The 18,992-nt window shown below is 72.0% G+C and carries 16 protein-coding genes; 5 read left to right on the forward strand and 11 right to left on the reverse strand.

The genetic code is table 11. The annotated features are described in order from the left end of the window. Positions 1–154: 154 nt before the first annotated feature. Both NX794_RS02745 and NX794_RS02750 read right to left on the reverse strand, forming a co-directional pair. Positions 155–2,218: a serine/threonine-protein kinase gene (locus NX794_RS02745; protein WP_258776451.1), complete on the reverse strand. Its 2,064-nt coding sequence runs from the start codon at positions 2,216–2,218 to the stop codon at positions 155–157. Between the two features lie 220 nt (positions 2,219–2,438). Further along, positions 2,439–4,145, reverse strand: a complete 1,707-nt coding sequence (locus NX794_RS02750) for a glycerol-3-phosphate dehydrogenase/oxidase (protein ID WP_258776452.1) — start codon at positions 4,143–4,145, stop codon at positions 2,439–2,441. A 282-nt stretch (positions 4,146–4,427) separates the two neighbouring features. Here NX794_RS02750 and NX794_RS02755 point away from each other — a divergent pair, with 282 nt between their 5' ends. Both NX794_RS02755 and NX794_RS02760 read left to right on the forward strand, forming a co-directional pair. Continuing rightward, a complete protein-coding gene (locus NX794_RS02755) occupies positions 4,428–5,636 on the forward strand; it encodes a nucleotide sugar dehydrogenase (RefSeq protein WP_258776453.1) in 1,209 nt (402 codons plus the stop codon). 209 nt (positions 5,637–5,845) lie between these two features. Continuing rightward, on the forward strand, positions 5,846–6,403 hold the full coding sequence (locus NX794_RS02760) for a hypothetical protein (RefSeq protein ID WP_258776454.1): 558 nt from the start codon (positions 5,846–5,848) through the stop codon (positions 6,401–6,403). Between the two features lie 67 nt (positions 6,404–6,470). Here the strand turns inward: NX794_RS02760 and NX794_RS02765 are convergent, their stop codons facing one another. From NX794_RS02765 to NX794_RS02780, 4 genes are all read right to left on the reverse strand, one after another. Further along, entirely contained in the window at positions 6,471–7,595 is a 1,125-nt protein-coding gene (locus NX794_RS02765) for a GuaB3 family IMP dehydrogenase-related protein (RefSeq protein WP_258776455.1), read from the reverse strand. Positions 7,596–7,710: 115 nt separating this feature from the next. Further along, complete coding sequence (gene guaB / locus NX794_RS02770) at positions 7,711–9,216, reverse strand: IMP dehydrogenase (RefSeq protein WP_258776457.1); 1,506 nt, start codon at positions 9,214–9,216, stop codon at positions 7,711–7,713. 155 nt (positions 9,217–9,371) lie between these two features. After that, a complete protein-coding gene (locus tag NX794_RS02775; RefSeq protein WP_258776458.1) occupies positions 9,372–9,959 on the reverse strand; it encodes a sigma-70 family RNA polymerase sigma factor in 588 nt (195 codons plus the stop codon). A gap of 633 nt (positions 9,960–10,592) precedes the next feature. Continuing rightward, a complete protein-coding gene (locus tag NX794_RS02780; protein ID WP_003948568.1) occupies positions 10,593–11,204 on the reverse strand; it encodes a response regulator transcription factor in 612 nt (203 codons plus the stop codon). Between the two features lie 381 nt (positions 11,205–11,585). On the opposite strand from NX794_RS02780, the gene NX794_RS02785 reads away from it, so the two are divergent. Continuing rightward, a complete protein-coding gene (locus NX794_RS02785) occupies positions 11,586–11,915 on the forward strand; it encodes a WhiB family transcriptional regulator (protein WP_258776459.1) in 330 nt (109 codons plus the stop codon). A 67-nt stretch (positions 11,916–11,982) separates the two neighbouring features. Here the strand turns inward: NX794_RS02785 and NX794_RS02790 are convergent, their stop codons facing one another. Next, positions 11,983–12,882 (reverse strand): LysR family transcriptional regulator, encoded by a 900-nt coding sequence (locus NX794_RS02790; RefSeq protein WP_258776460.1) that lies wholly within the window; start codon positions 12,880–12,882, stop codon positions 11,983–11,985. Between the two features lie 80 nt (positions 12,883–12,962). On the opposite strand from NX794_RS02790, the gene NX794_RS02795 reads away from it, so the two are divergent. Together NX794_RS02795 and NX794_RS02800 are read left to right on the forward strand one after the other, a co-directional pair. Beyond that, positions 12,963–13,631, forward strand: a complete 669-nt coding sequence (locus NX794_RS02795; protein ID WP_258776461.1) for an MOSC domain-containing protein — start codon at positions 12,963–12,965, stop codon at positions 13,629–13,631. Between the two features lie 63 nt (positions 13,632–13,694). Next, entirely contained in the window at positions 13,695–14,468 is a 774-nt protein-coding gene (locus tag NX794_RS02800) for an SDR family NAD(P)-dependent oxidoreductase (RefSeq protein ID WP_258776462.1), read from the forward strand. A 437-nt stretch (positions 14,469–14,905) separates the two neighbouring features. Here NX794_RS02800 and groL read toward each other — a convergent pair whose 3' ends face one another. The 4 genes from groL to NX794_RS02820 form a co-directional block, all read right to left on the reverse strand. Continuing rightward, complete coding sequence (groL, locus tag NX794_RS02805) at positions 14,906–16,534, reverse strand: chaperonin GroEL (protein WP_258776463.1); 1,629 nt, start codon at positions 16,532–16,534, stop codon at positions 14,906–14,908. A gap of 123 nt (positions 16,535–16,657) precedes the next feature. Then, positions 16,658–16,966 carry a co-chaperone GroES gene (gene groES, locus NX794_RS02810; RefSeq protein ID WP_004955293.1) on the reverse strand — a complete coding sequence of 103 codons (309 nt, stop codon included), beginning with the start codon at positions 16,964–16,966 and terminating at the stop codon, positions 16,658–16,660. 255 nt (positions 16,967–17,221) lie between these two features. Beyond that, positions 17,222–17,980: a polysaccharide deacetylase family protein gene (locus NX794_RS02815; RefSeq protein ID WP_258776465.1), complete on the reverse strand. Its 759-nt coding sequence runs from the start codon at positions 17,978–17,980 to the stop codon at positions 17,222–17,224. Continuing rightward, positions 17,977–18,906, reverse strand: a complete 930-nt coding sequence (locus tag NX794_RS02820) for a polysaccharide deacetylase family protein (protein ID WP_258776466.1) — start codon at positions 18,904–18,906, stop codon at positions 17,977–17,979. The genes NX794_RS02815 and NX794_RS02820 overlap by 4 nt, the downstream gene beginning before the upstream one ends. Positions 18,907–18,992: the final 86 nt, after the last annotated feature.

Below are 18,992 nucleotides of genomic sequence, written 5' to 3' on the forward strand. Positions count from 1 at the left end.
CCCGGCCGCCCGGTCGCTCACTTCCGCTCGCCCCGCGACCCGTTTCGCACCCGCTTCCGGCCGCGTACGGTCCGCAACCATTCACGATACGTGCCGGAGGCAACCCGCATTGAGAGGATGACGGATTCTCAGGCGCCAAACCGGCGGCGTACGCCTAGGACTTGGGCTTGAAGGACTCCGTCAGCGTCTTCCAGGTGTCCTTGCGCAGGGCGCTGTCCCAGTTCGCGGCCTTCGCGCTGTACATCAGGCCGTAACCCTGGTGCCCGTTGACCACGAACCCCCGGTCGATGCTGCGGTATCCGGTACCCCCGTCGGTGTAGGTGAACTCCCAGTCGGCGGTGTTCCAGTCGCGGTAGTCCACCTTCTCTATGCGGATCTTCCGGTAGTGGGGGCGTCGCATGTCGCGCTCCTGGTTCCGCCAGTCCGCCACCGGGTCGGACTTGGGCGTGCTCGTCCACCCGATGAGCAGCCGCTGTCCGTCCGGACCGGTGTAGCGGTCGCCGGCGCCGCCGGACGACTTGAACGACCACCCCTTCGGCAGCCCGATCGAGTAGCCCTGGCCGCCCTTGCGGGTCGAGACGGCCGGCGCGGCGGACTTGTCCTCGTCGCCGGACGACGTGGCGGACTTCTCGGGGGTGCCGGTGCTCGCGTCCGTCGCGTCGTCCGTGCCCGAGCCGGTGCTCGCCGTGGCGGTGCTCGCTCCGTCGGTGCGCGTGCCGCCGCCCGCGCCCTTGGTCTTCTCGTCGTGCTTCGTCGTCGCCTTGCCGCCGGCCACCGCCTTGCCGCCGTCGCTCGTGCCGCCGGCGTTGTCGTCACCGCCGCCGAGCGTGAGGGCCAGCACGGTGCCGAGCACCGCGAGGACGACCACCACGGCGATGACCAGCAGCGTCCGCTTGGACACCACATCGGTCAGCGGCGCCTTCGGCACCGGCCGGGGCCGGATGTCGAGGTCCGGCGGCGGTACCACGGGCCACCCGGAACTCTGCTTCCGCGCGGCCGGGTCCGGCGTGCCGGGGGCAGCCGGGGCGGAACCGGCGGGCCGGCCCGCTCCGGACGCGGCGGAGGACGCGGGCCGCGCTCCACCGGCCGCCGCTGCCGACGCGCCGCTGCCGGAGTCGGTGCCGGTACGTGTGCCGCTGCCGGTTCCGGCGCGCGTGCCGCTGTCGCTCGCGGTGCCGGTGCCGTTCTTCGTGCGCGCCGTCGCCGCGGCCGAGGCCGCCCCGGCCGCCTTGCGCACCGAGCGCAGCGCGCCGCGCAGCTTCTCCCCGGCCTCCTCGCCCCGCCGGCTCTCGGGCGGGCCGGGCTGGGCGGGCAGCGGCACCACACGCGTGGCGTCCAGCGCCTCCCGCTCGGGCGCGTGGATGACCGCGTTGAGCATGCGCCGGGCCCCGGCGTCGTCGAGCCGCTGGGCCGGGTCCTTGGTGAGCAGGCCGTAGATGACGTCCCGCAGCGGGCCCGCGTTCTTGGGCTCCTCCAGTTGCTCGGTCATCACGGCGGTGAGGGTGGCGATCGCCGAGCCCCTGTCGTACGGCGGCGCGCCCTCGACCGCCGCGTACAGCAGGCCGCCGAGCGACCACAGGTCGGCCGCCGGGCCGGGCTTGTGGCCGCGGGCCCGCTCGGGCGAGATGTAGGAGGGCGCGCCGACGAGCATGCCGGTGGAGGTGATGGACGGGTCGCCCTCGACCTGTGCGATGCCGAAGTCGGTGAGGACGACCCGGCCGTCCTCGGCGATGAGCACGTTGGACGGCTTCACGTCGCGGTGCAGGATGCCCTCGCGGTGCGCGGAGCGCAGCACGTCGAGGACGGCGAGCCCGACCTCGGCGGCGCGCTTCGGCTCCAGCAGGCCGTCCTCGCGGATGACCTCGGCGAGGGACTTGCCCTCGACCAACTCCATGACGATCCAGGGCCGGTCGTCCTCGTCGACCACATCGAAGACCGTCACCGCGCTGTTGTTGCGGATCCGGGCGATCGCCTTGGCCTCACGCAGGGTGCGCGTGATCAGACGCCGCTTCTCCTCCTCGTCGATGTTGGTCGGGAACCGCAGCTCCTTGACCGCCACCGTGCGGCCCAGGGTCTCGTCCTCGGCGCGCCAGACCGTGCCCATGCCGCCCCGGCCCAGCACGTCTCCCAGCCGGTACCGACCGGCGAGGAGACGCCGCTCGCCCTTGCCCTGCCGAGTCTCCTGACGGGAAGTGCCCGCCCGCTCCGCCTCCGACATGCGTCCCCTCAAACAACCCGCCCTGACCGAGGCTCCATTGTCCCTCACCCCGCAAGTGCCCGGCGCCCAGGGGGCCCCTGCCCTCCGGGCGCCCCCGACCTGTCGGAAGTGTCTGTTCCGCTTACCGGGATGAGGGGCCGTAAGAGGGGAGGAACCGGTCGATGCCGCACCGGATCCGCCTGTTCCACAGTCGCCTTGACCCTTTTTCAGGCGCCCGGCCCTACCGCTGCACGATGTCCGGCGCCCCCAGCCGGGCCGCGTCCGCCGTCAGGTCGTCGGGCTGGAGCTGGGACTCCCGCTCGGCCTCCACCCGCTTCTCGTAGTGCTCGACCTCGCGCTCGACGCGGTCCTTGTCCCAGCCGAGGACCGGGGCCATCAGCTCGGCCGCCTCACGGGCGCTGCGGGTGCCCCGGTCGAAGGTCTCGATGGAGATGCGGGTGCGGCGGGTGAGCACGTCGTCCAGGTGCCGGGCGCCCTCGTGGGAAGCGGCGTAGACGACCTCGGCGCGCAGGTAGTCGTCGGCCGCGGCCAGCGGCTCGCCGAGGGAGGGGTCGGCGGTGATGAGGTCAAGGAGTTCCTCGGCCATCGAGCCGTAGCGGTTGAGCAGGTGCTCCACGCGGACCACGTGCAGTCCGGTGCGGGCGGCTATCCGCGCCCGCGCGTTCCACAGCGCCTGGTAGCCCTCGGCGCCGAGCAGCGGGGTCTCCTCCGTCACGCAGTCGGCGACGCGGGTGTCGAGGCCGTGCACCGCCTCGTCCACGGCGTCCTTGGCCATCACCCGGTAGGTCGTGTACTTGCCGCCCGCCACGACCACCAGACCCGGCGCCGGGTGGGCGACCGTGTGCTCGCGGGACAGCTTGCTGGTGGCGTCCGACTCGCCGGCCAGCAGGGGCCGCAGGCCCGCGTAGACCCCCTGCACGTCGTCGCGGCCGAGTGGGACCGCGAGCACCGAGTTGACGTGTTCCAGCAGGTAGTCGATGTCGGCGCTGGACGCGGCCGGGTGGGCCTTGTCGAGGTCCCACTCGGTGTCGGTGGTGCCGATGATCCAGTGCCGGCCCCAGGGGATGACGAAGAGGACGGACTTCTCGGTGCGCAGGATCAGACCGGTGGTGGAGTGGATCCGGTCCTTGGGCACGACGAGGTGGATGCCCTTGGAGGCGCGGACGTGGAACTGGCCGCGCTCGCCCACCATGGCCTGGGTGTCGTCGGTCCACACACCGGTGGCGTTGACGATCTGCTTCGCGCGGATCTCGTACTCCCCGCCGCCCTCGACATCCCGCACCCGGGCGCCGACCACCCGCTCGCCCTCGCGCAGGAAGCCGGTCACCCGCGCCTGGTTGGCCACCCGCGCGCCGTAGGACGCCGCCGTGCGTACCAGGGTGGCGACGAAGCGGGCGTCGTCCATCTGGGCGTCGTAGTACTGCAGGGCGCCGACCAGGGCGTCCTTGCGCAGGCAGGGGGCGACGCGCAGGGCGTGACGGCGGCTCAGGTGCCGGTGCGCGGGCAGGCCCCGGCCGTGTCCGCGGGCCATGGACATCGCGTCGTAGAGCGCGACGCCCGAGCCGGCGTAGAACCGCTCCCAGGCCTTGTGCTGGAGCGGGTAGAGGAACGCCACCGGTTTGACCAGGTGCGGGGCGAGCCGCTCCAGCAGCAGGCCGCGCTCCTTGAGGGCCTCGCGCACCAGGGCGAAGTCGAGCATCTCCAGATAGCGCAGGCCGCCGTGGATCAGCTTGCTGGACCGGCTGGAGGTGCCGGACGCCCAGTCGCGGGCCTCGACCAGGCCGGTGGACAGGCCCCGGGTGACCGCGTCGAGCGCGGTGCCGGCGCCGACCACTCCGCCGCCGACCACCAGCACGTCCAGCTCGCGTTCCGCCATCGCCGCCAGTGCCTCGGCCCGCTGGACCGGCCCCAGAGTCGCTGTCCTCACCGCTGCCTCCCGCTGTCGCTGACCCGCTCACGTCGGCCGCACCCCGTGGGTGACGCCCGGTTCATCCACTCCTCATGCCCAAATTCTGACCGGGCTGCCCGGCTTCGGCCACCACGGCCTCCCGAGCCTGTGGACAACTCGCGCACAACCCTTGCAAGACACACGAACACAATCACACATAACGGTCATATAGGTACCTAGTCTGACATTGCGCTCGCTCATCCTGTCCACAGCGGTTGCGCACCTGTCCCGCTTCGGTTACTGGGAAGGACGGCTCACGCCATGCCCGCAGACCTCGCCGTCATCGGACTCGGTCCCTACGGCTCGCCGCTCGCCCAGGCCGCCGTAGCCGCCGGCGTCCACACCATCGGCTTCGCCACCGGCCCGGAGGCGTCCTCGCTCAGCCCCGCCGAGCTGCGCCGGATGCACGCCACCGGCTTCCGGCCGGGCACCGACCCGGCACAGCTGGGCCGGGTGCGCACGGCGGTGATCTGCGTGCCGACCCCGCGCGGCGCCGACGGGGCGCCCGACCTGGGCCAGGTCGAGGCCGCCGCCCGCGCCCTCGCCGAGCACCTGCGCCCGCACACCACGGTCATCCTGGAGTCGCCGGTACTGCCCGGCACCACCGAGGAGTTCCTGCGCCCGCTGCTGGAGAAGGGCTCGGGGCTCCGGGCCGGCCGCGACTTCCACCTCGCCTACTCCCCCAGCCGGGTCGACCCCGGCAACCGCGAGCACACCCCGGCCAACACCCCGAAGGTCATCGGGGGCCTCACCCCCGCGTGCACCGAGTCGGCCGCCGCGTTCTACGGCCGGCTCACCGACAAGGTCGTCCGCGCGCGCGGGCTGCGCGAGGCGGAGACCGTGCAGTTGCTGGAGGCCAACTTCCGGCACGTCAACATCGCGCTGGTCAACGAGATGGCGGTGCTCTGCCACGAGCTGGGTGTGGACCTGTGGGACGTCATCCGGTGCGCGGAGACCAAGCCGTTCGGCTTCCAGGCGTTCCGGCCGGGCCCCGGCGTCGGCGGCCACGGCGTCCCGCACGACCTGACCGGCCACGCCACCCGCACCCTGCGGATGGTGGAGCTGGCCCAGCAGGTCAACCACCGCATGCCCCGCTACGTCGTCCAGCGCGCCGCCGCCCTGCTCAACGAGCACGGCAAGTCCGCCCGCGGCGCCCGCGTCCTGCTCCTCGGCGTCACCTACAAGCCCGACCTCGCCGACCAGCAGGGCACCCCGGCGCAGGAGATCGCGGTCCGGCTGATGGAACTGGGCGCCTCCGTCAGCTACCACGACCCCTACGTGCCCGCCTGGAACGTCCTGGACCGCCCGGTCCCGCGCGCCGACTCCCTGTACGAGGCCGCCGCCGACGCCGACCTGACGATCCTGCTCCAGCAGCACCGCACCTACGACCTCCAGGGCCTGTCGGTGAAGGCCCAGCTCCTGCTGGACACCCGCGGCGCGGCCCCGACCGGGGCGGCCCACCGGCTCTGACCGGGACACGGACCGGGACACGGACCGGGACACGGACCGGGTCACGAACGAAAAACAGCCGGGGGCGTTGTCGCCCCCGGCTGTTAGTCTCCCCCGGACTCGTCGCACCGGTGTGCGCGAGCCTCTTCCGTTTCTCTTTTCGCGATCCAGCTGTGCCATATCCGGTTGTGCCCCATCCGGTGGTGCCACAGCACGGGGGGTTTTCTGTCATGAGCCAGTCAGTTCCACCAGCGCAGCCGCCGCAGCCGGCCCCGGTCGACGGCAATCCGTACGCCCAGCAGGCGCCCGCCCCGGCCGCCCCCGGCGTGCCCCTCCCGCCGGGGCCCGGCGCCTTCGCCGCCCCGCCGGCGCCGCCCGCGCCGGTCCGGAACAACGTGGTGCTCGGTCTGCTGGCCGCCCTGGCCGCCGCCGTCGTGGCGGGCGCCCTCTACGGCCTCGTCATCGGCGCCACCAAGCACGAGATCGGCTGGGCGGCCGTCGGCGTCGGCTTCGTCGTCGGCCTCGCGGCCGGCAAGACCGGCGGCCGCAACCCCGCCCTGCCGGTCCTCGCCGCCGCCCTGGCGCTCGGCTCCGTCTACCTCGGCCAGCTGGTCGGCGAGGCGATGATCGTCGCCGACCACTTCCACGTGGGCTTCGGCGAGGTCTTCTTCCACCACCTGGACACGGTCCAGAAGATCTGGAAGGAGGACGCCGACCCGCTCACCTTCCTCTTCTTCGCCATCGCCGCGTTCGCCGCGTTCTCCGGCAGCAAGAAGGCCGCCCTGTAAGGCGCCCCACGGGACGCGAAGGGCCCGGCCACCGATGCGGTGGCCGGGCCCTTCGCGTCGTACGGCGTCAGCGGCGGTGCTGGCTGTCCGCGACCGTCACCTCGACGCGCTGGAACTCCTTCAGCTCGCTGTAGCCGGTGGTGGCCATCGCGCGGCGCAGGGCACCGAAGAAGTTCATCGAGCCGTCGGGGAAGTGGGACGGGCCGGTGAGGATCTCCTCGATGGTGCCGACCGTGCCGAGGTCGACCTTCTTGCCGCGCGGCAGCTCCTCGTTCACCGCCTCCATGCCCCAGTGGTGGCCCTTGCCCGGCGCGTCCGTGGCCCGGGCGAGCGGGGAGCCCATCATCACCGAGTCGGCACCGCAGGCGATCGCCTTCGGCAGGTCGCCGGACCAGCCGACGCCGCCGTCCGCGATCACGTGCACGTACCGGCCGCCGGACTCGTCCATGTAGTCCCGGCGGGCCGCCGCCACGTCGGCCACCGCGGTGGCCATCGGGACCTGGATGCCCAGCACGTTGCGCGTGGTGTGCGCGGCGCCGCCGCCGAAGCCGACGAGGACACCGGCCGCGCCGGTGCGCATCAGGTGCAGGGCGGCGGTGTAGGTGGCGCAGCCGCCGACGATCACCGGGACGTCCAGCTCGTAGATGAACTGCTTCAGGTTCAGCGGCTCGTGCGAGGACGAGACGTGCTCCGCCGAGACCGTCGTACCGCGGATGACGAAGATGTCCACGCCCGCGTCGACGACCGCCTTGGAGAACTGGGCGGTGCGCTGCGGGGAGAGCGCCGCGGCGGTGACCACGCCGGAGTCGCGCACCTCCTTGATGCGGGCGCCGATCAGCTCCTCCTTGATGGGCGCCGCGTAGATCTCCTGGAGCCGGCGGGTGGCCCGCTCGGCGGGCAGGGCAGCGATCTCGTCCAGCAGCGGCTGCGGGTCCTCGTGCCGCGTCCACAGACCTTCGAGGTTGAGCACGCCGAGGCCGCCCAGCTCGCCGATGCGGATCGCGGTGGCCGGGGAGACCACCGAGTCCATGGGAGCGGCCAGGAACGGCAGCTCGAAGCGGTAGGCGTCGATCTGCCAGGCGATCGAGACCTCCTTCGGGTCCCGCGTACGGCGGCTGGGGACGACGGCGATGTCGTCGAAGGCGTACGCCCTGCGCCCGCGCTTGCCGCGCCCGATCTCGATCTCAGTCACGTCTTGGCCTTTCCCTGATGCGTTTCAGCGCCTTCCAGTATCCCCGACGGGTACGACAACGGCGGCCCCGGATGCTCCGGGGCCGCCGTCGGGCACGCTCACGCGCGCGGGGACGTCACTTCTTGCTGCTGTAGTTCGGCGCCTCGACCGTCATCTGGATGTCGTGCGGGTGGCTCTCCTTGAGGCCGGCGGAGGTGATCCGCACGAACCGGCCCTTGGACTCCATCTCCGCGACGGTGGCGGCGCCGACGTAGCCCATGGTCTGGCGCAGGCCGCCGACCAGCTGGTGCAGGACGTTGGCGAGCGGGCCGCGGTAGGGCACCTGGCCCTCGACGCCCTCGGGCACCAGCTTCTCGTCGGTGGTCACCTCGGCCTGGAAGTAGCGGTCCTTCGAGTACGACTTGGCCTGTCCGCGCGACTGCATGGCGCCGAGCGAGCCCATGCCCCGGTACGACTTGAACTGCTTGCCGTTGATGAACAGCAGCTCGCCCGGGGACTCCTCGCAGCCGGCCAGCAGGCTGCCCAGCATCACGGTGTCGGCGCCGGCGGCGAGCGCCTTGCCGATGTCACCGGAGTACTGCAGGCCGCCGTCGCCGATCAGCGGGATGCCGGCCGGACGGGCCGCGAGGGACGCCTCGTAGATGGCGGTGACCTGCGGGACACCGATACCGGCGACGACGCGGGTGGTGCAGATGGAGCCGGGCCCGACACCCACCTTGATGCCGTCCACGCCGGCGTCGATCAACGCCTGGGCGCCGTCGCGGGTGGCGACGTTGCCGCCGACCACGTCGACGTTCACGCTCGACTTGATCTTCGACATCCAGCTCAGGGCGTTGCTGTTGTGGCCGTGCGAGGTGTCGACGACCAGGAAGTCCGCACCGGCCTCGGCGAGCGCCTGGGCGCGCTCCAGCGCCTCGGGGCTGGCGCCGACCGCGGCACCGACGAGCAGCCGGCCCTCGGCGTCCTTCGCGGCGTTGGGGTACTTCTCGGCCTTGACGAAGTCCTTGACCGTGATCAGGCCCTTGAGGACGCCGTCGGCGTCCACCAGCGGCAGCTTCTCGATCTTGTGCTTGCGCAGCAGCTCCATGGCCTCGGGCCCGGAGATGCCCACCTTGCCGGTGACCAGCGGCATCGGGGTCATGACCTCGTGCACGCGCCGGGTGCGGTCGCTCTCGAAGGCCATGTCACGGTTGGTCACGATGCCGAGCAGCTTGCCGGCCGGGTCGGTGACCGGGACGCCGCTGATGCGGAACTTCGCGCACAGCGCGTCCGCCTCGGCGAGCGTCGCCTCCGGGTGCACCGTGATCGGGTCGGTGACCATGCCGGACTCGGACCGCTTGACCAGGTCGACCTGGTTGACCTGGTCCTCGATGGAGAGGTTGCGGTGCAGCACGCCGACACCGCCGAGACGGGCCATGGCGATGGCCATCCGGGATTCGGTCACCTTGTCCATCGCCGCCGACAGCATCGGGATGTTCACCCGGACGTTGCGGGAGATACGGGACGAGGTGTCGGCCGCGTTGGGGAGCACCTCGGATGCGCCCGGCAGCAGCAGCACGTCGTCGTAGGTCAGCCCGAGTGTCGCGAATTTTCCGGGCACTCCGTCGACGTTCGCAGTCATGACACCTTCCCCAAACGGCCTTGATCGGTGCGGATGTCCATGCTAACGGGAAGCGTCGCTAGCAAATTCCACGGTACGGGGCGCTCCCGGCTTCGTACGTTCGTACAGAACCGTGGGCGGACTTGTACGGATACGGGAGGCGGGGAAGGGGTTCGTCACTGCTCCGCGAGGGCCCTGAGACGGCTCAGGGCGCGGTGCTGGGCGACCCGGACCGCACCTGGTGACATTCCCAACATCTGCCCCGTCTCCTCTGCGGTCAAGCCCACGGCGATCCGCAGCAGCAGCAGCTCGCGCTGGTTCTCCGGCAGGTTGGCCAGCAGCTTCTTGGCCCACGCGGCGTCACTGCTGAGCAGGGCGCGCTCCTCGGGGCCGAGGGAGTCGTCGGGGCGCTCGGGCATCTCGTCCGAGGGCACGGCCGTCGACCCGGGGTGGCGCATCGCGGCGCGCTGGAGGTCGGCGACCTTGTGGGAGGCGATGGCGAACACGAACGCCTCGAAGGGCCGGCCGGTGTCGCGGTAGCGGGGCAGCGCGAGCAGGACGGCCACGCAGACCTCCTGGGCGAGGTCCTCGACGAAGTGCCGCGCGTCGCCCGGGAGCCGGGACAGCCGGGTCCGGCAGTAGCGCAGCGCCAAGGGGTGGACGTGGGCGAGCAGATCGTGCGTGGCCTGCGCGTCGCCGTCGACCGCGCGGTGGACGAGGCCGCCGATCGCCCCCTGGGCCTTGCCCGCCTCGTCGTCGCGCATCGGACCATGGTGCCCTGCGGCCGTCCGGTCCGTCGCATCGTGTCCGTGGTTGTGCACCGAAGCGTTATGAGCAGGTGCGCCGGCACTCATCCCCTGCGCCCTCCCCTTCCGCTCGACCGACTCGTCCCCGAGAGACTCCACACCTCAAGGATGCGGCATCCGCGCCGAAACGAGCAGCGCGCGTCCGGCGGGTCGCCTTGCACCCCGCCCACCAGCCCGTCCGGCGGGATCGTGCGCCCGGCGCGCGGCCGACTGTCGCGCACGCTCCCCGGCGCCCGGGAAGCGCTCGCCACCCGGGCGTCTCCGGCGGTGCCGGACACGGCAGTTGACCAGCACCGCACCGGCGACGGCAGGCGACGGCGCGGTGCCGCAGGGCGGCGGACGGCACCGGGTGCGAACTGTCCGCCAACTCCCGGAGCGCCCCACTCGACACCATGTGACGCACACCTCCCGGAAAACGCCCGGGAAGACGCACACGTTCATGCGGGGCGCGCCCACCTGAGGAGGACGTACGGCCCATCAGTGAGAGACGCACGGCCCGTCCGTGGCAGACCTACGGCGAGGCGGGGCCGTCCCCGGTGCCGGGAACGGCGGCCCGTGCGGGACGAGACCCGCGCCTCGCGGGGCCCGCGGTCAGCGGACCAGGCCCCAGCGGAAGCCCAGCGCCACCGCGTGGGCGCGGTCCGAGGCGCCGAGCTTCTTGAACAGGCGTCGGGCGTGCGTCTTGACGGTGTCCTCGGAGAGGAACAGCTCGCGGCCGATCTCGGCGTTGGAGCGGCCGTGGCTCATGCCCTCCAGCACCTGGATCTCCCGCGCGGTGAGCGTGGGCGCGGCGCCCATCTCCGCCGAGCGGAGCCGGCGCGGGGCCAGCCGCCAGGTGGGGTCGGCGAGCGCCTGCGTCACCGTGGCCCGCAGTTCGGCGCGCGAGGCGTCCTTGTGCAGATAGCCCCGGGCACCGGCGGCGACCGCCAGGGCCACGCCGTCGAGGTCCTCGGCGACGGTGAGCATGATGATGCGGGCACCCGGGTCGGCGGACAGCAGCCGGCGGACGGTCTCCACGCCGCCCAGGCCGGGCATGCGCACGTCCATCAGGATGAGGTCGGAGCGGTCGGCGCCCCAGCGGCGGAGGACTTCCTCGCCGTTGGCCGCCGTCGTCACACGCTCGACGCCGGGCACGGTCGCTACCGCGCGGCGGAGCGCCTCTCGGGCAAGCGGGGAGTCGTCGCAGACGAGGACGGAAGTCATGACCGCCCTCCGCAGCTGATGCGCGTCACCTTGAGCCTCCAGGCTGGTACGGAATCGTCACCTGTGCGGTCGACCGTCTCGGACGCCTGCCCGAGCTCTTGTGTTTTCAACCGCCTCCGCACTCTCAACGACGGTCACTCGAAAGAGTTACGGGGCCGTGTGCCGTCTTCGGCACTCTATGTGAGGGCCTCGACACGGCACAGACATGCCCGTCGGACCCACAACTTTTCATCACAACCTATGCCCCATTCAGCCCTTTTTCTTCCCGTTTCGCAGTGTCCGGGGCTAGATTCGCAATGAGTCATATTTTCATCTCCTTAGACCGGAGATGTACGGTCGTTGGCACCGTATCCGCCCAGAACGGCTACAAGGGGTCACGTAATGGCAGATTTCTCCCGCCTTCCCGGACCGAACGCGGACCTGTGGGACTGGCAGCTGCTGGCAGCCTGCCGCGGGGTGGACAGCTCGCTCTTCTTCCACCCGGAAGGCGAGCGCGGGGCGGCTCGGAGCGCTCGTGAGAACTCGGCCAAGGAGGTCTGCATGAGGTGCCCGGTCCGCGCGGAGTGCGCGGCACACGCCCTGGCGGTGCGCGAACCGTACGGCGTCTGGGGCGGCCTCACCGAGGACGAGCGCGAGGAGCTGATGGGACGGGCCCGCAACCGGCTGGTCTCGGCATCGGCCGGTGGCGGGGACTCCGCCCCGCATCACTGAAGGAACGTTTCTTCATATCGGGCACGCACGCGCGTGCCCGCGACTTCGCCGGTCTCCGCCGGGCCCGCTACGGCCGCCGGGCGGCCCGGGCCAGTTGTTCCAGCGTCGCCGCCACCGTCGGCACGGGTGCCAGGTCGGGCAGGGTGAGGGCGACGATCTTCCGCCGTACCGCCGGTTCCAGGCGCACCGCGCGCACCCCCCTCGGCCGTACCGACTCCACGGCGAGCTGCGGCAGTACGGCGACTCCGAGTCCGGCGCCGACCAGGCCGACCACCGCCGGGTAGTCGTCGGTCGCGAAGTCGATGCGCGGGGTGAAGCCGGCACCCTCGCAGACCTGCACCAACTGGCCGCGGCAGCGCGGGCAGCCGGCGATCCACGGTTCGCCGGCCAGCTCCCCGATGGCGACGCTCTCCGCGCGCGCGAGCGGGTGCCGCTCGGGCACCAGGGCCACCAGACGGTCGGTGAGCAAGGGCCGTACGACCAGGTCGTCCCAGTCCTCCGCGGTCGCCGCGCCCTCGTAGCGGAAGGCCAGGGCCAGATCGCAGTCGCCCTCGCGGAGCAGTTCGACGGACCTCGGCGGCTCGGCCTCCTCCAGGGAGACGCGGGTGCCGGGGTGGGCGGCGCGCAGGGCGGCGAGGGCGGCGGGGACCAGGGTGGAGCTGCCGCTCGGGAAGGAGACCAGCCGGACCCGGCCGGCCCGCAGGCCCGCGATGGCGGCGACCTCCTCCTCGGCGGCGGTGAGTCCGGCGAGGATGCCGGACGCGTGTCTGACCAGGGCCTCCCCGGCCTGCGTGAGGCGCATCTCGCGGCCGGCGCGGACCAGCAGCGGGGTGCCGACCGAGGTTTCGAGGGCCTTCATCTGCTGGCTGACGGCGGGCTGGGTGCAGCCCAGTTCGCGCCCCGCCGCCGAGAAGGACCCGGTGGTGGCGACGGCGCGCAGGACGCGGAGATGACGGGCCTCGATCACCCTTCGAGCATAAGCCATCCTTGGAGTGATCTCTAAAAATTCGCTCGACGCTTTGAGGGCGGCTCCCGTACCGTGCGGTCATGAAGCTTCTCTCGGTCAATCTGGGCACCGCGCGGCCCGTGCCGTTCACGGACCACCCGGACGGCGTGACGGGCATCGACAAGCGGCCGGCCGACGGGCCGGTGCGGGTGGCGGCGCCGGGCCCGAAGGGGACGGGCGGCAGCGGGCTGGCCGGGGACACGGTGTGCGACCTGCGGCATCACGGTGGAGCGGACCAGGCGGTGTACGCGTTCGCGCGCGAGGATCTCGACGCGTGGGAGCGCGAACTCGGCCGGCCGTTGGCCAACGGCTGCTTCGGGGAGAACCTGACCACGGACGGCCTCGACGTCTCGGGCGCGCTGATCGGCGAGCGCTGGCGGGTCGGTTCCGAGGTGGTGCTGGAGGTGACGTCCGGGCGGATTCCGTGCCGGACGTTCCAGGGCCATCTGGGCGAGCCGGGGTGGGTGAAGAGATTCACCCGGAAGGGCGTGACGGGTGCCTACCTGCGGGTGATCGCACCGGGGGCCGTCCAGGCGGGCGATCCGATCGAGATCGTGCACCGGCCGGGGCACGGGGTGACGGCGGCGACGCAGTTCCGCGCGGTCACCACCGAGCGGGAACTGCTGCCGGGGCTGCTCGCCGCGGGCGACGCGCTGCATCCGGAGGCGCTGGCTGCGGCCCGTAAGCACGTGGCGCGGTACGGCGGCTGAGGGGGCGTCGGCGGGCCCGCGCGGCCGACGGGCGCTGTCGGCCGGGGTCACTACGCTTGGTCCATGACAACGGCTCTGATTACGGGATCGACCGCGGGGATCGGCGCCGCGTTCGCGCGGCGGCTCGCGGCTGACGGGCACGACCTCGTCCTGGTGGCGCGGGACACCAGGCGCCTGCGCGAGCAGGCGACCGAACTGCACGACCGGCACGGTGTCGAGGTCGAGGTGCTGACCGCCGACCTGGCCGAGGACAAGGGGATCGAGGCGGTCGCCGACCGGCTCGGCGACCGGCGCAACCCGGTCGACCTGCTGATCAACAACGCCGGTTTCGGCAACAAGGGCCGCTATCTGGACGTGCCCATGGCCGACGAGCTGCGGATGCTCAAGGTGCACTGCGAGGCGGTGCTCCGACTGACCTCGGCGGCGACGGCGGCGATGCGCGAGCGCGGCCGGGGCGGGGTCGTCAACGTCGCCTCGGTGGCCGCGTTCGTCCCGCGCGGTACCTACGGGGCGTCCAAGGCGTGGGTCGTGCAGTTCACCCAGGGCGTGGCCAAGGACCTGGCCGGCACCGGGGTGCGGCTGATGGCCCTGTGCCCGGGTTTCGTGCGCACCGAGTTCCACGAGCGGGCCGGGATGGGCACGGAGAGCATCCCCGGCTGGATGTGGCTGGACGCCGACAAACTCGTCGCGGCGGCCCTCGCGGACCTGGCCCGCGGCAAGTCCCTCTCTATCCCGGACCCCCGCTACAAGGCCCTGATGGGCCTGGTGAAGATCACCCCGCGCGGCTTGCTGGGCGGCGTCACGTCCCGGACCGGGCGCAAGTACGGGCCGCAGTAGGGGGGCGAGGGCGAGATATGGGCGGGGCCCGGTGGGCCGTTGCCGGACGGGGCATCGCCGGGCGGGAGCGCAGACGGACGGGACCGTTGACGGGGGCGCGCGGCCGGCGCTTCCGGTGCGGCCTGGCCGCGTTCGTGGTGCCCGGCGGTGGCCGACCCCGCCTGACGGCGTTCACCGCCGGTCATGACCTCGGCACCAGAGCTGCCGCGCACGCCGTCGCGGCCACCGATTCCCGCACCGGGGCATGGGCGCGGGTGACTTCCGAGGACGCCGACCGGGGTAGCGACCTGCGGTTGCGGGTGCGGGGCGGCTCGGGCAGGCAGGTCTGCCGGACGGGGGCCACTGGGGCACAAAACACGGCCGGACCGCCGCCGACCCCGGACACGGCAAGGGCCCGGCGCCCCCGAGGGGTGCCGGGCCCTTGGCCGAATGGTGGGTCAGTGGGCGTGGCCGTGGCTGTGGCCGTGGCCCGCCTCGGCCGGCTCCTCTTCCTTCTTCTCGACGACCAGGGTCTCGGTCGTGAGCAGCAGGGAGGCGATGGAGGCGGCGTTCTCCAGGGCGGAGCGGGTGACCTTGACCGGGTCGATGACGCCGGCCTTGATCAGGTCGCCGTACTCGCCGGTGGCGGCGTTGTAGCCCTGCCCCTTGTCCAGGTCCTTGACCTTGGACACGATGACGTAGCCCTCCTGGCCGGCGTTCTCGCCGATCCAGCGCAGCGGCTCGACCACGGCGTTGCGGACCACGGCGACACCGGTGGCCTCGTCGCCCGACTTGTCGAGGTTGCCGTCCAGCACCTTGGAGGCGTGGACCAGGGCGGAGCCACCACCGGAGACGATGCCCTCCTCGACCGCGGCGCGGGTCGCGGAGATGGCGTCCTCCAGACGGTGCTTCTTCTCCTTCAGCTCCACCTCGGTGGCGGCGCCGACCTTGATGACGCACACGCCGCCGGCCAGCTTCGCGAGGCGCTCCTGGAGCTTCTCGCGGTCCCAGTCGGAGTCGGTGGTGTCGATCTCGGCCTTGATCTGCGCGACGCGGCCGTGCACGTCCTCGGAGTTGCCGGCGCCGTCGACGATCGTGGTGTCGTCCTTGGTGACGGTGACGCGGCGGGCGGAGCCGAGCACGTCGAGACCGACCTGGTCGAGCTTGAGGCCGACCTCCTCGGAGATGACGGTGGCGCCGGTGAGGACGGCCATGTCCTGGAGCATCGCCTTGCGGCGGTCGCCGAAGCCGGGGGCCTTCACCGCGACGGCGTTGAAGGTGCCGCGGATCTTGTTGACGACCAGGGTGGACAGGGCCTCGCCGTCGACGTCCTCGGCGATGATCAGCAGCGGCTTGGAGGCGCCGGCCTGGATGACCTTCTCCAGCAGCGGCAGCAGGTCCGTGATGGCGGAGATCTTGCCCTGGTTGATCAGGATGTACGGGTCGTCGAGGACGGCCTCCATACGCTCCTGGTCGGTCACGAAGTACGGCGACAGGTAGCCCTTGTCGAAGGCCATGCCCTCGGTGAAGTCCAGCTCCAGACCGAAGGTGTTGGACTCCTCGACGGTGATGACACCGTCCTTGCCGACCTTGTCCATGGCCTCGGCGATCAGCTCGCCGACCTGCTGGTCCTGGGCGGACAGCGCGGCCACGGCGGCGATGTCGGACTTCTCGTCGATCGGGCGGGCCGTGGCGAGCAGGTCCTCGGAGACGGCCTTGACGGCGGCGTCGATGCCCTTCTTCAGGGCGGCCGGGGAGGCACCCGCGGCGACGTTCCTCAGACCCTCGCGCACCAGGGCCTGGGCGAGCACGGTGGCGGTGGTGGTGCCGTCACCCGCGATGTCGTTGGTCTTGGTCGCCACCTCCTTCACGAGCTGCGCGCCGAGGTTCTCGTACGGGTCCTCGATCTCGACCTCGCGGGCGATCGTGACACCGTCGTTGGTGATGGTGGGGGCGCCGAACTTCTTGTCGATGACGACGTTGCGGCCACGGGGACCGATCGTCACCTTCACCGTGTCGGCAAGCTTGTTGACGCCGCGCTCGAGGGCGCGACGGGCGTCCTCGTCGAACTTCAGGATCTTCGCCATGACAGCGGGAGCCCTCTCGAAATCTGTGGGTGTAAAAGACGAACTGCGCCCCGGACGCCCGGCTTCGTTATCGGTCGCGGGGGCCAGGGGCGCAGCTCAAAGCAAAGGTTTGCTCGGGGTGAACTACTTCTCGATGATCGCGAGCACGTCGCGAGCCGAGAGGACGAGGTACTCGTCGCCGTTGTACTTCACCTCGGTGCCGCCGTACTTGCTGTACAGAACGACGTCGCCGACCTTGACGTCGAGCGGCAGGCGCTCGCCGTTCTCGAATCGGCCCGGGCCCACGGCGAGGACGGCGCCCTCCTGGGGCTTCTCCTTCGCGGTGTCCGGGATGACCAGGCCAGAGGCCGTGGTCTGCTCGGCGTCCAGCGGCTGGACCACGATGCGGTCCTCGAGCGGCTTGATGGCAACCTTGGAGCTGGCGGTCGTCACGATCCGACCTCCCCCTTCGGAGATCTCACGGGGTTAACTGTCTGAGGTGGCGACCAGGTCGATCCGTCGTCGCGGGTGCCGGACCTGCCCGTCGCGTTGTTGGCACTCTCCTGGGGGGAGTGCCAGAGCCGAGACTATGACCGCGATTAGCACTCGGTCAAGCGGAGTGCCAATGCCGTGCGGCGCGTCGGCGATCTTTCGGGTGCGGGGAGCTGTGCCGGTACCCGGTGTTCACCCCTCCGTGACCGGAGGTCCCTACAGGTAGTCCTCCAGGTGGGCCGGTGTCAGGCCCTCCCCCTGCGCTCCGCGGAGGACGGCGGCCGTGCGGTCCGGCAGAGGCGGGGCGGAGTCGATCTGGACGATGTCGCCGGGGCGGAGCCGGTGGGGGCCGTGGGTGTAGGTCAGGGCGCCGGCGGGGGTGAGGGTGGCGCGGGACAGGACGAGTGCCGTGATGCCGCAGTCGGCCGCCGCGCGCAGGGCGCTCGGGTCGTACCCGCCGCCGAGCGGGCGCAGGAGGCGGGGGCGGGTGCCGAGGCGGGCGGTGAGGTGGCGCTGTCTGCCGCAGATCTCGGCGCGCCGGCCGGCGGGGGCGCCGTTCTGGAGGCCGGCGCCCAGGCGGTGCAGGCGGGCGGGGTCGCCGTGGCCGGGGGCGGCGAGGAACAGGGTGACGGGCAGCCGGAGTTCGCGGACCATGTCGGCGAAGCGGGGGTCGCGCCCGGCGCCGTCGTCGTAGGTGAGGAAGACGACCCGATCGCGGGTGGGGACGCGGTCCACGACCCGGGGCGGGGTGCCGAGGGCGAGGGTGCGGGCGGCCGGGTGGGGCGGGGCGGGCAGGGGCGCGGTCAGGCCCCAGTGGCGGTAGGCGGTGGGGAGGGCGGGGCGGTGGGGTCGTACTCCTTCGGCCGCCTTCTTGCCGAGGCGTTCGATGGGGTCCACGGACTGCGCGCAGCCCGTGAGGAGGAGGGCCGAGGCGAGGACCGCCCCGGCCAGGCCCCGCGCCCGCGCCCGCCTCACAGGTAGTCTTCCAGGCGGGCCACGGCGTAGCCCTCGCGCGTGACCTTGTTCAGGAAGCGGCGCATGTCGTCGACCATGGTGCCGTTCCAGTCGTCGCGCCCGCGGAAGTGGGTGAGCACGATGTCGCCTCGGCGCAGTTGCTGGTCGTCCTCGCGGAACTCCCAGTGGTCGACGAAGACCTCCTCGTTCCAGATCGGCGCGTATTTGATGCCGCAGGACTTGGCGGCGACCAGGGTGTCCTGGTTGTAGTTGCCGTACGGCGGCCGCATGACGGTGGGCGCCTTGCCGAACTGCTTCTTCATGATGTCCTGCATGCCGCAGATCTCGGCCTTCTGCTCCTCGTAGGACAGGCCCGGCAGGTACGGGTGGTGCAGGGTGTGGTTGTTGAGGGTGTTGCCGTAGGACTTCATCCTGCGGAAGTAGGCGTAGTCGTCCTTCACCAGGTAGTTGCTGAGGAAGGCGGTGTACGGGATCTTCAGGTCCCGCATCATCTCCAGGAACTTCGGGTCCTTCTCGGCGCCGTCGTCGATGGTGAGGAAGACGACCTTCTGCTCGGTGGGCACGGTCGTGAAGACCGGCGGCAGGCCCCAGTCCTCCTGGTGGTCCACCTCGAAGCCGTCACGCGCCGTGATCCTGGGCTTCACGGCGGGCGGCGGCGGGGCCGTCAGCGGGGGTTCCGCCAGGTTCCAGCGCCGGGCGGCGGCGACCAGGCGCTCGTGCTCGGCGGCCTGGCGGGCCTCGGGGGTCAGCGGGCGGGCGGGGGCGGGGGCACCCGGGGCGCTCGTGGCGCGGGTGCCGTCGGGACCGGCGCAGCCGGAGAGCAGGGCGGCGGTGGCCAGCGTGGCGGCGCCGCAGCAGCGGACCAGGCGTCGGGCGCGGGCACCGGAACGTGTCCTGTTTTTGTCATTTTGTACTACTGCTCGCATGGAGCCGGATCCTCGCAGGCCGGGGCCCCGATCCCGGCCCGACAGCACCGCCGTGACGCGCACCATCCACCGACTGGCCCACAATG

Source organism: Streptomyces pyxinicus (assembly GCF_024753135.1).
Lineage (GTDB): Bacteria > Actinomycetota > Actinomycetes > Streptomycetales > Streptomycetaceae > Streptomyces > Streptomyces pyxinicus.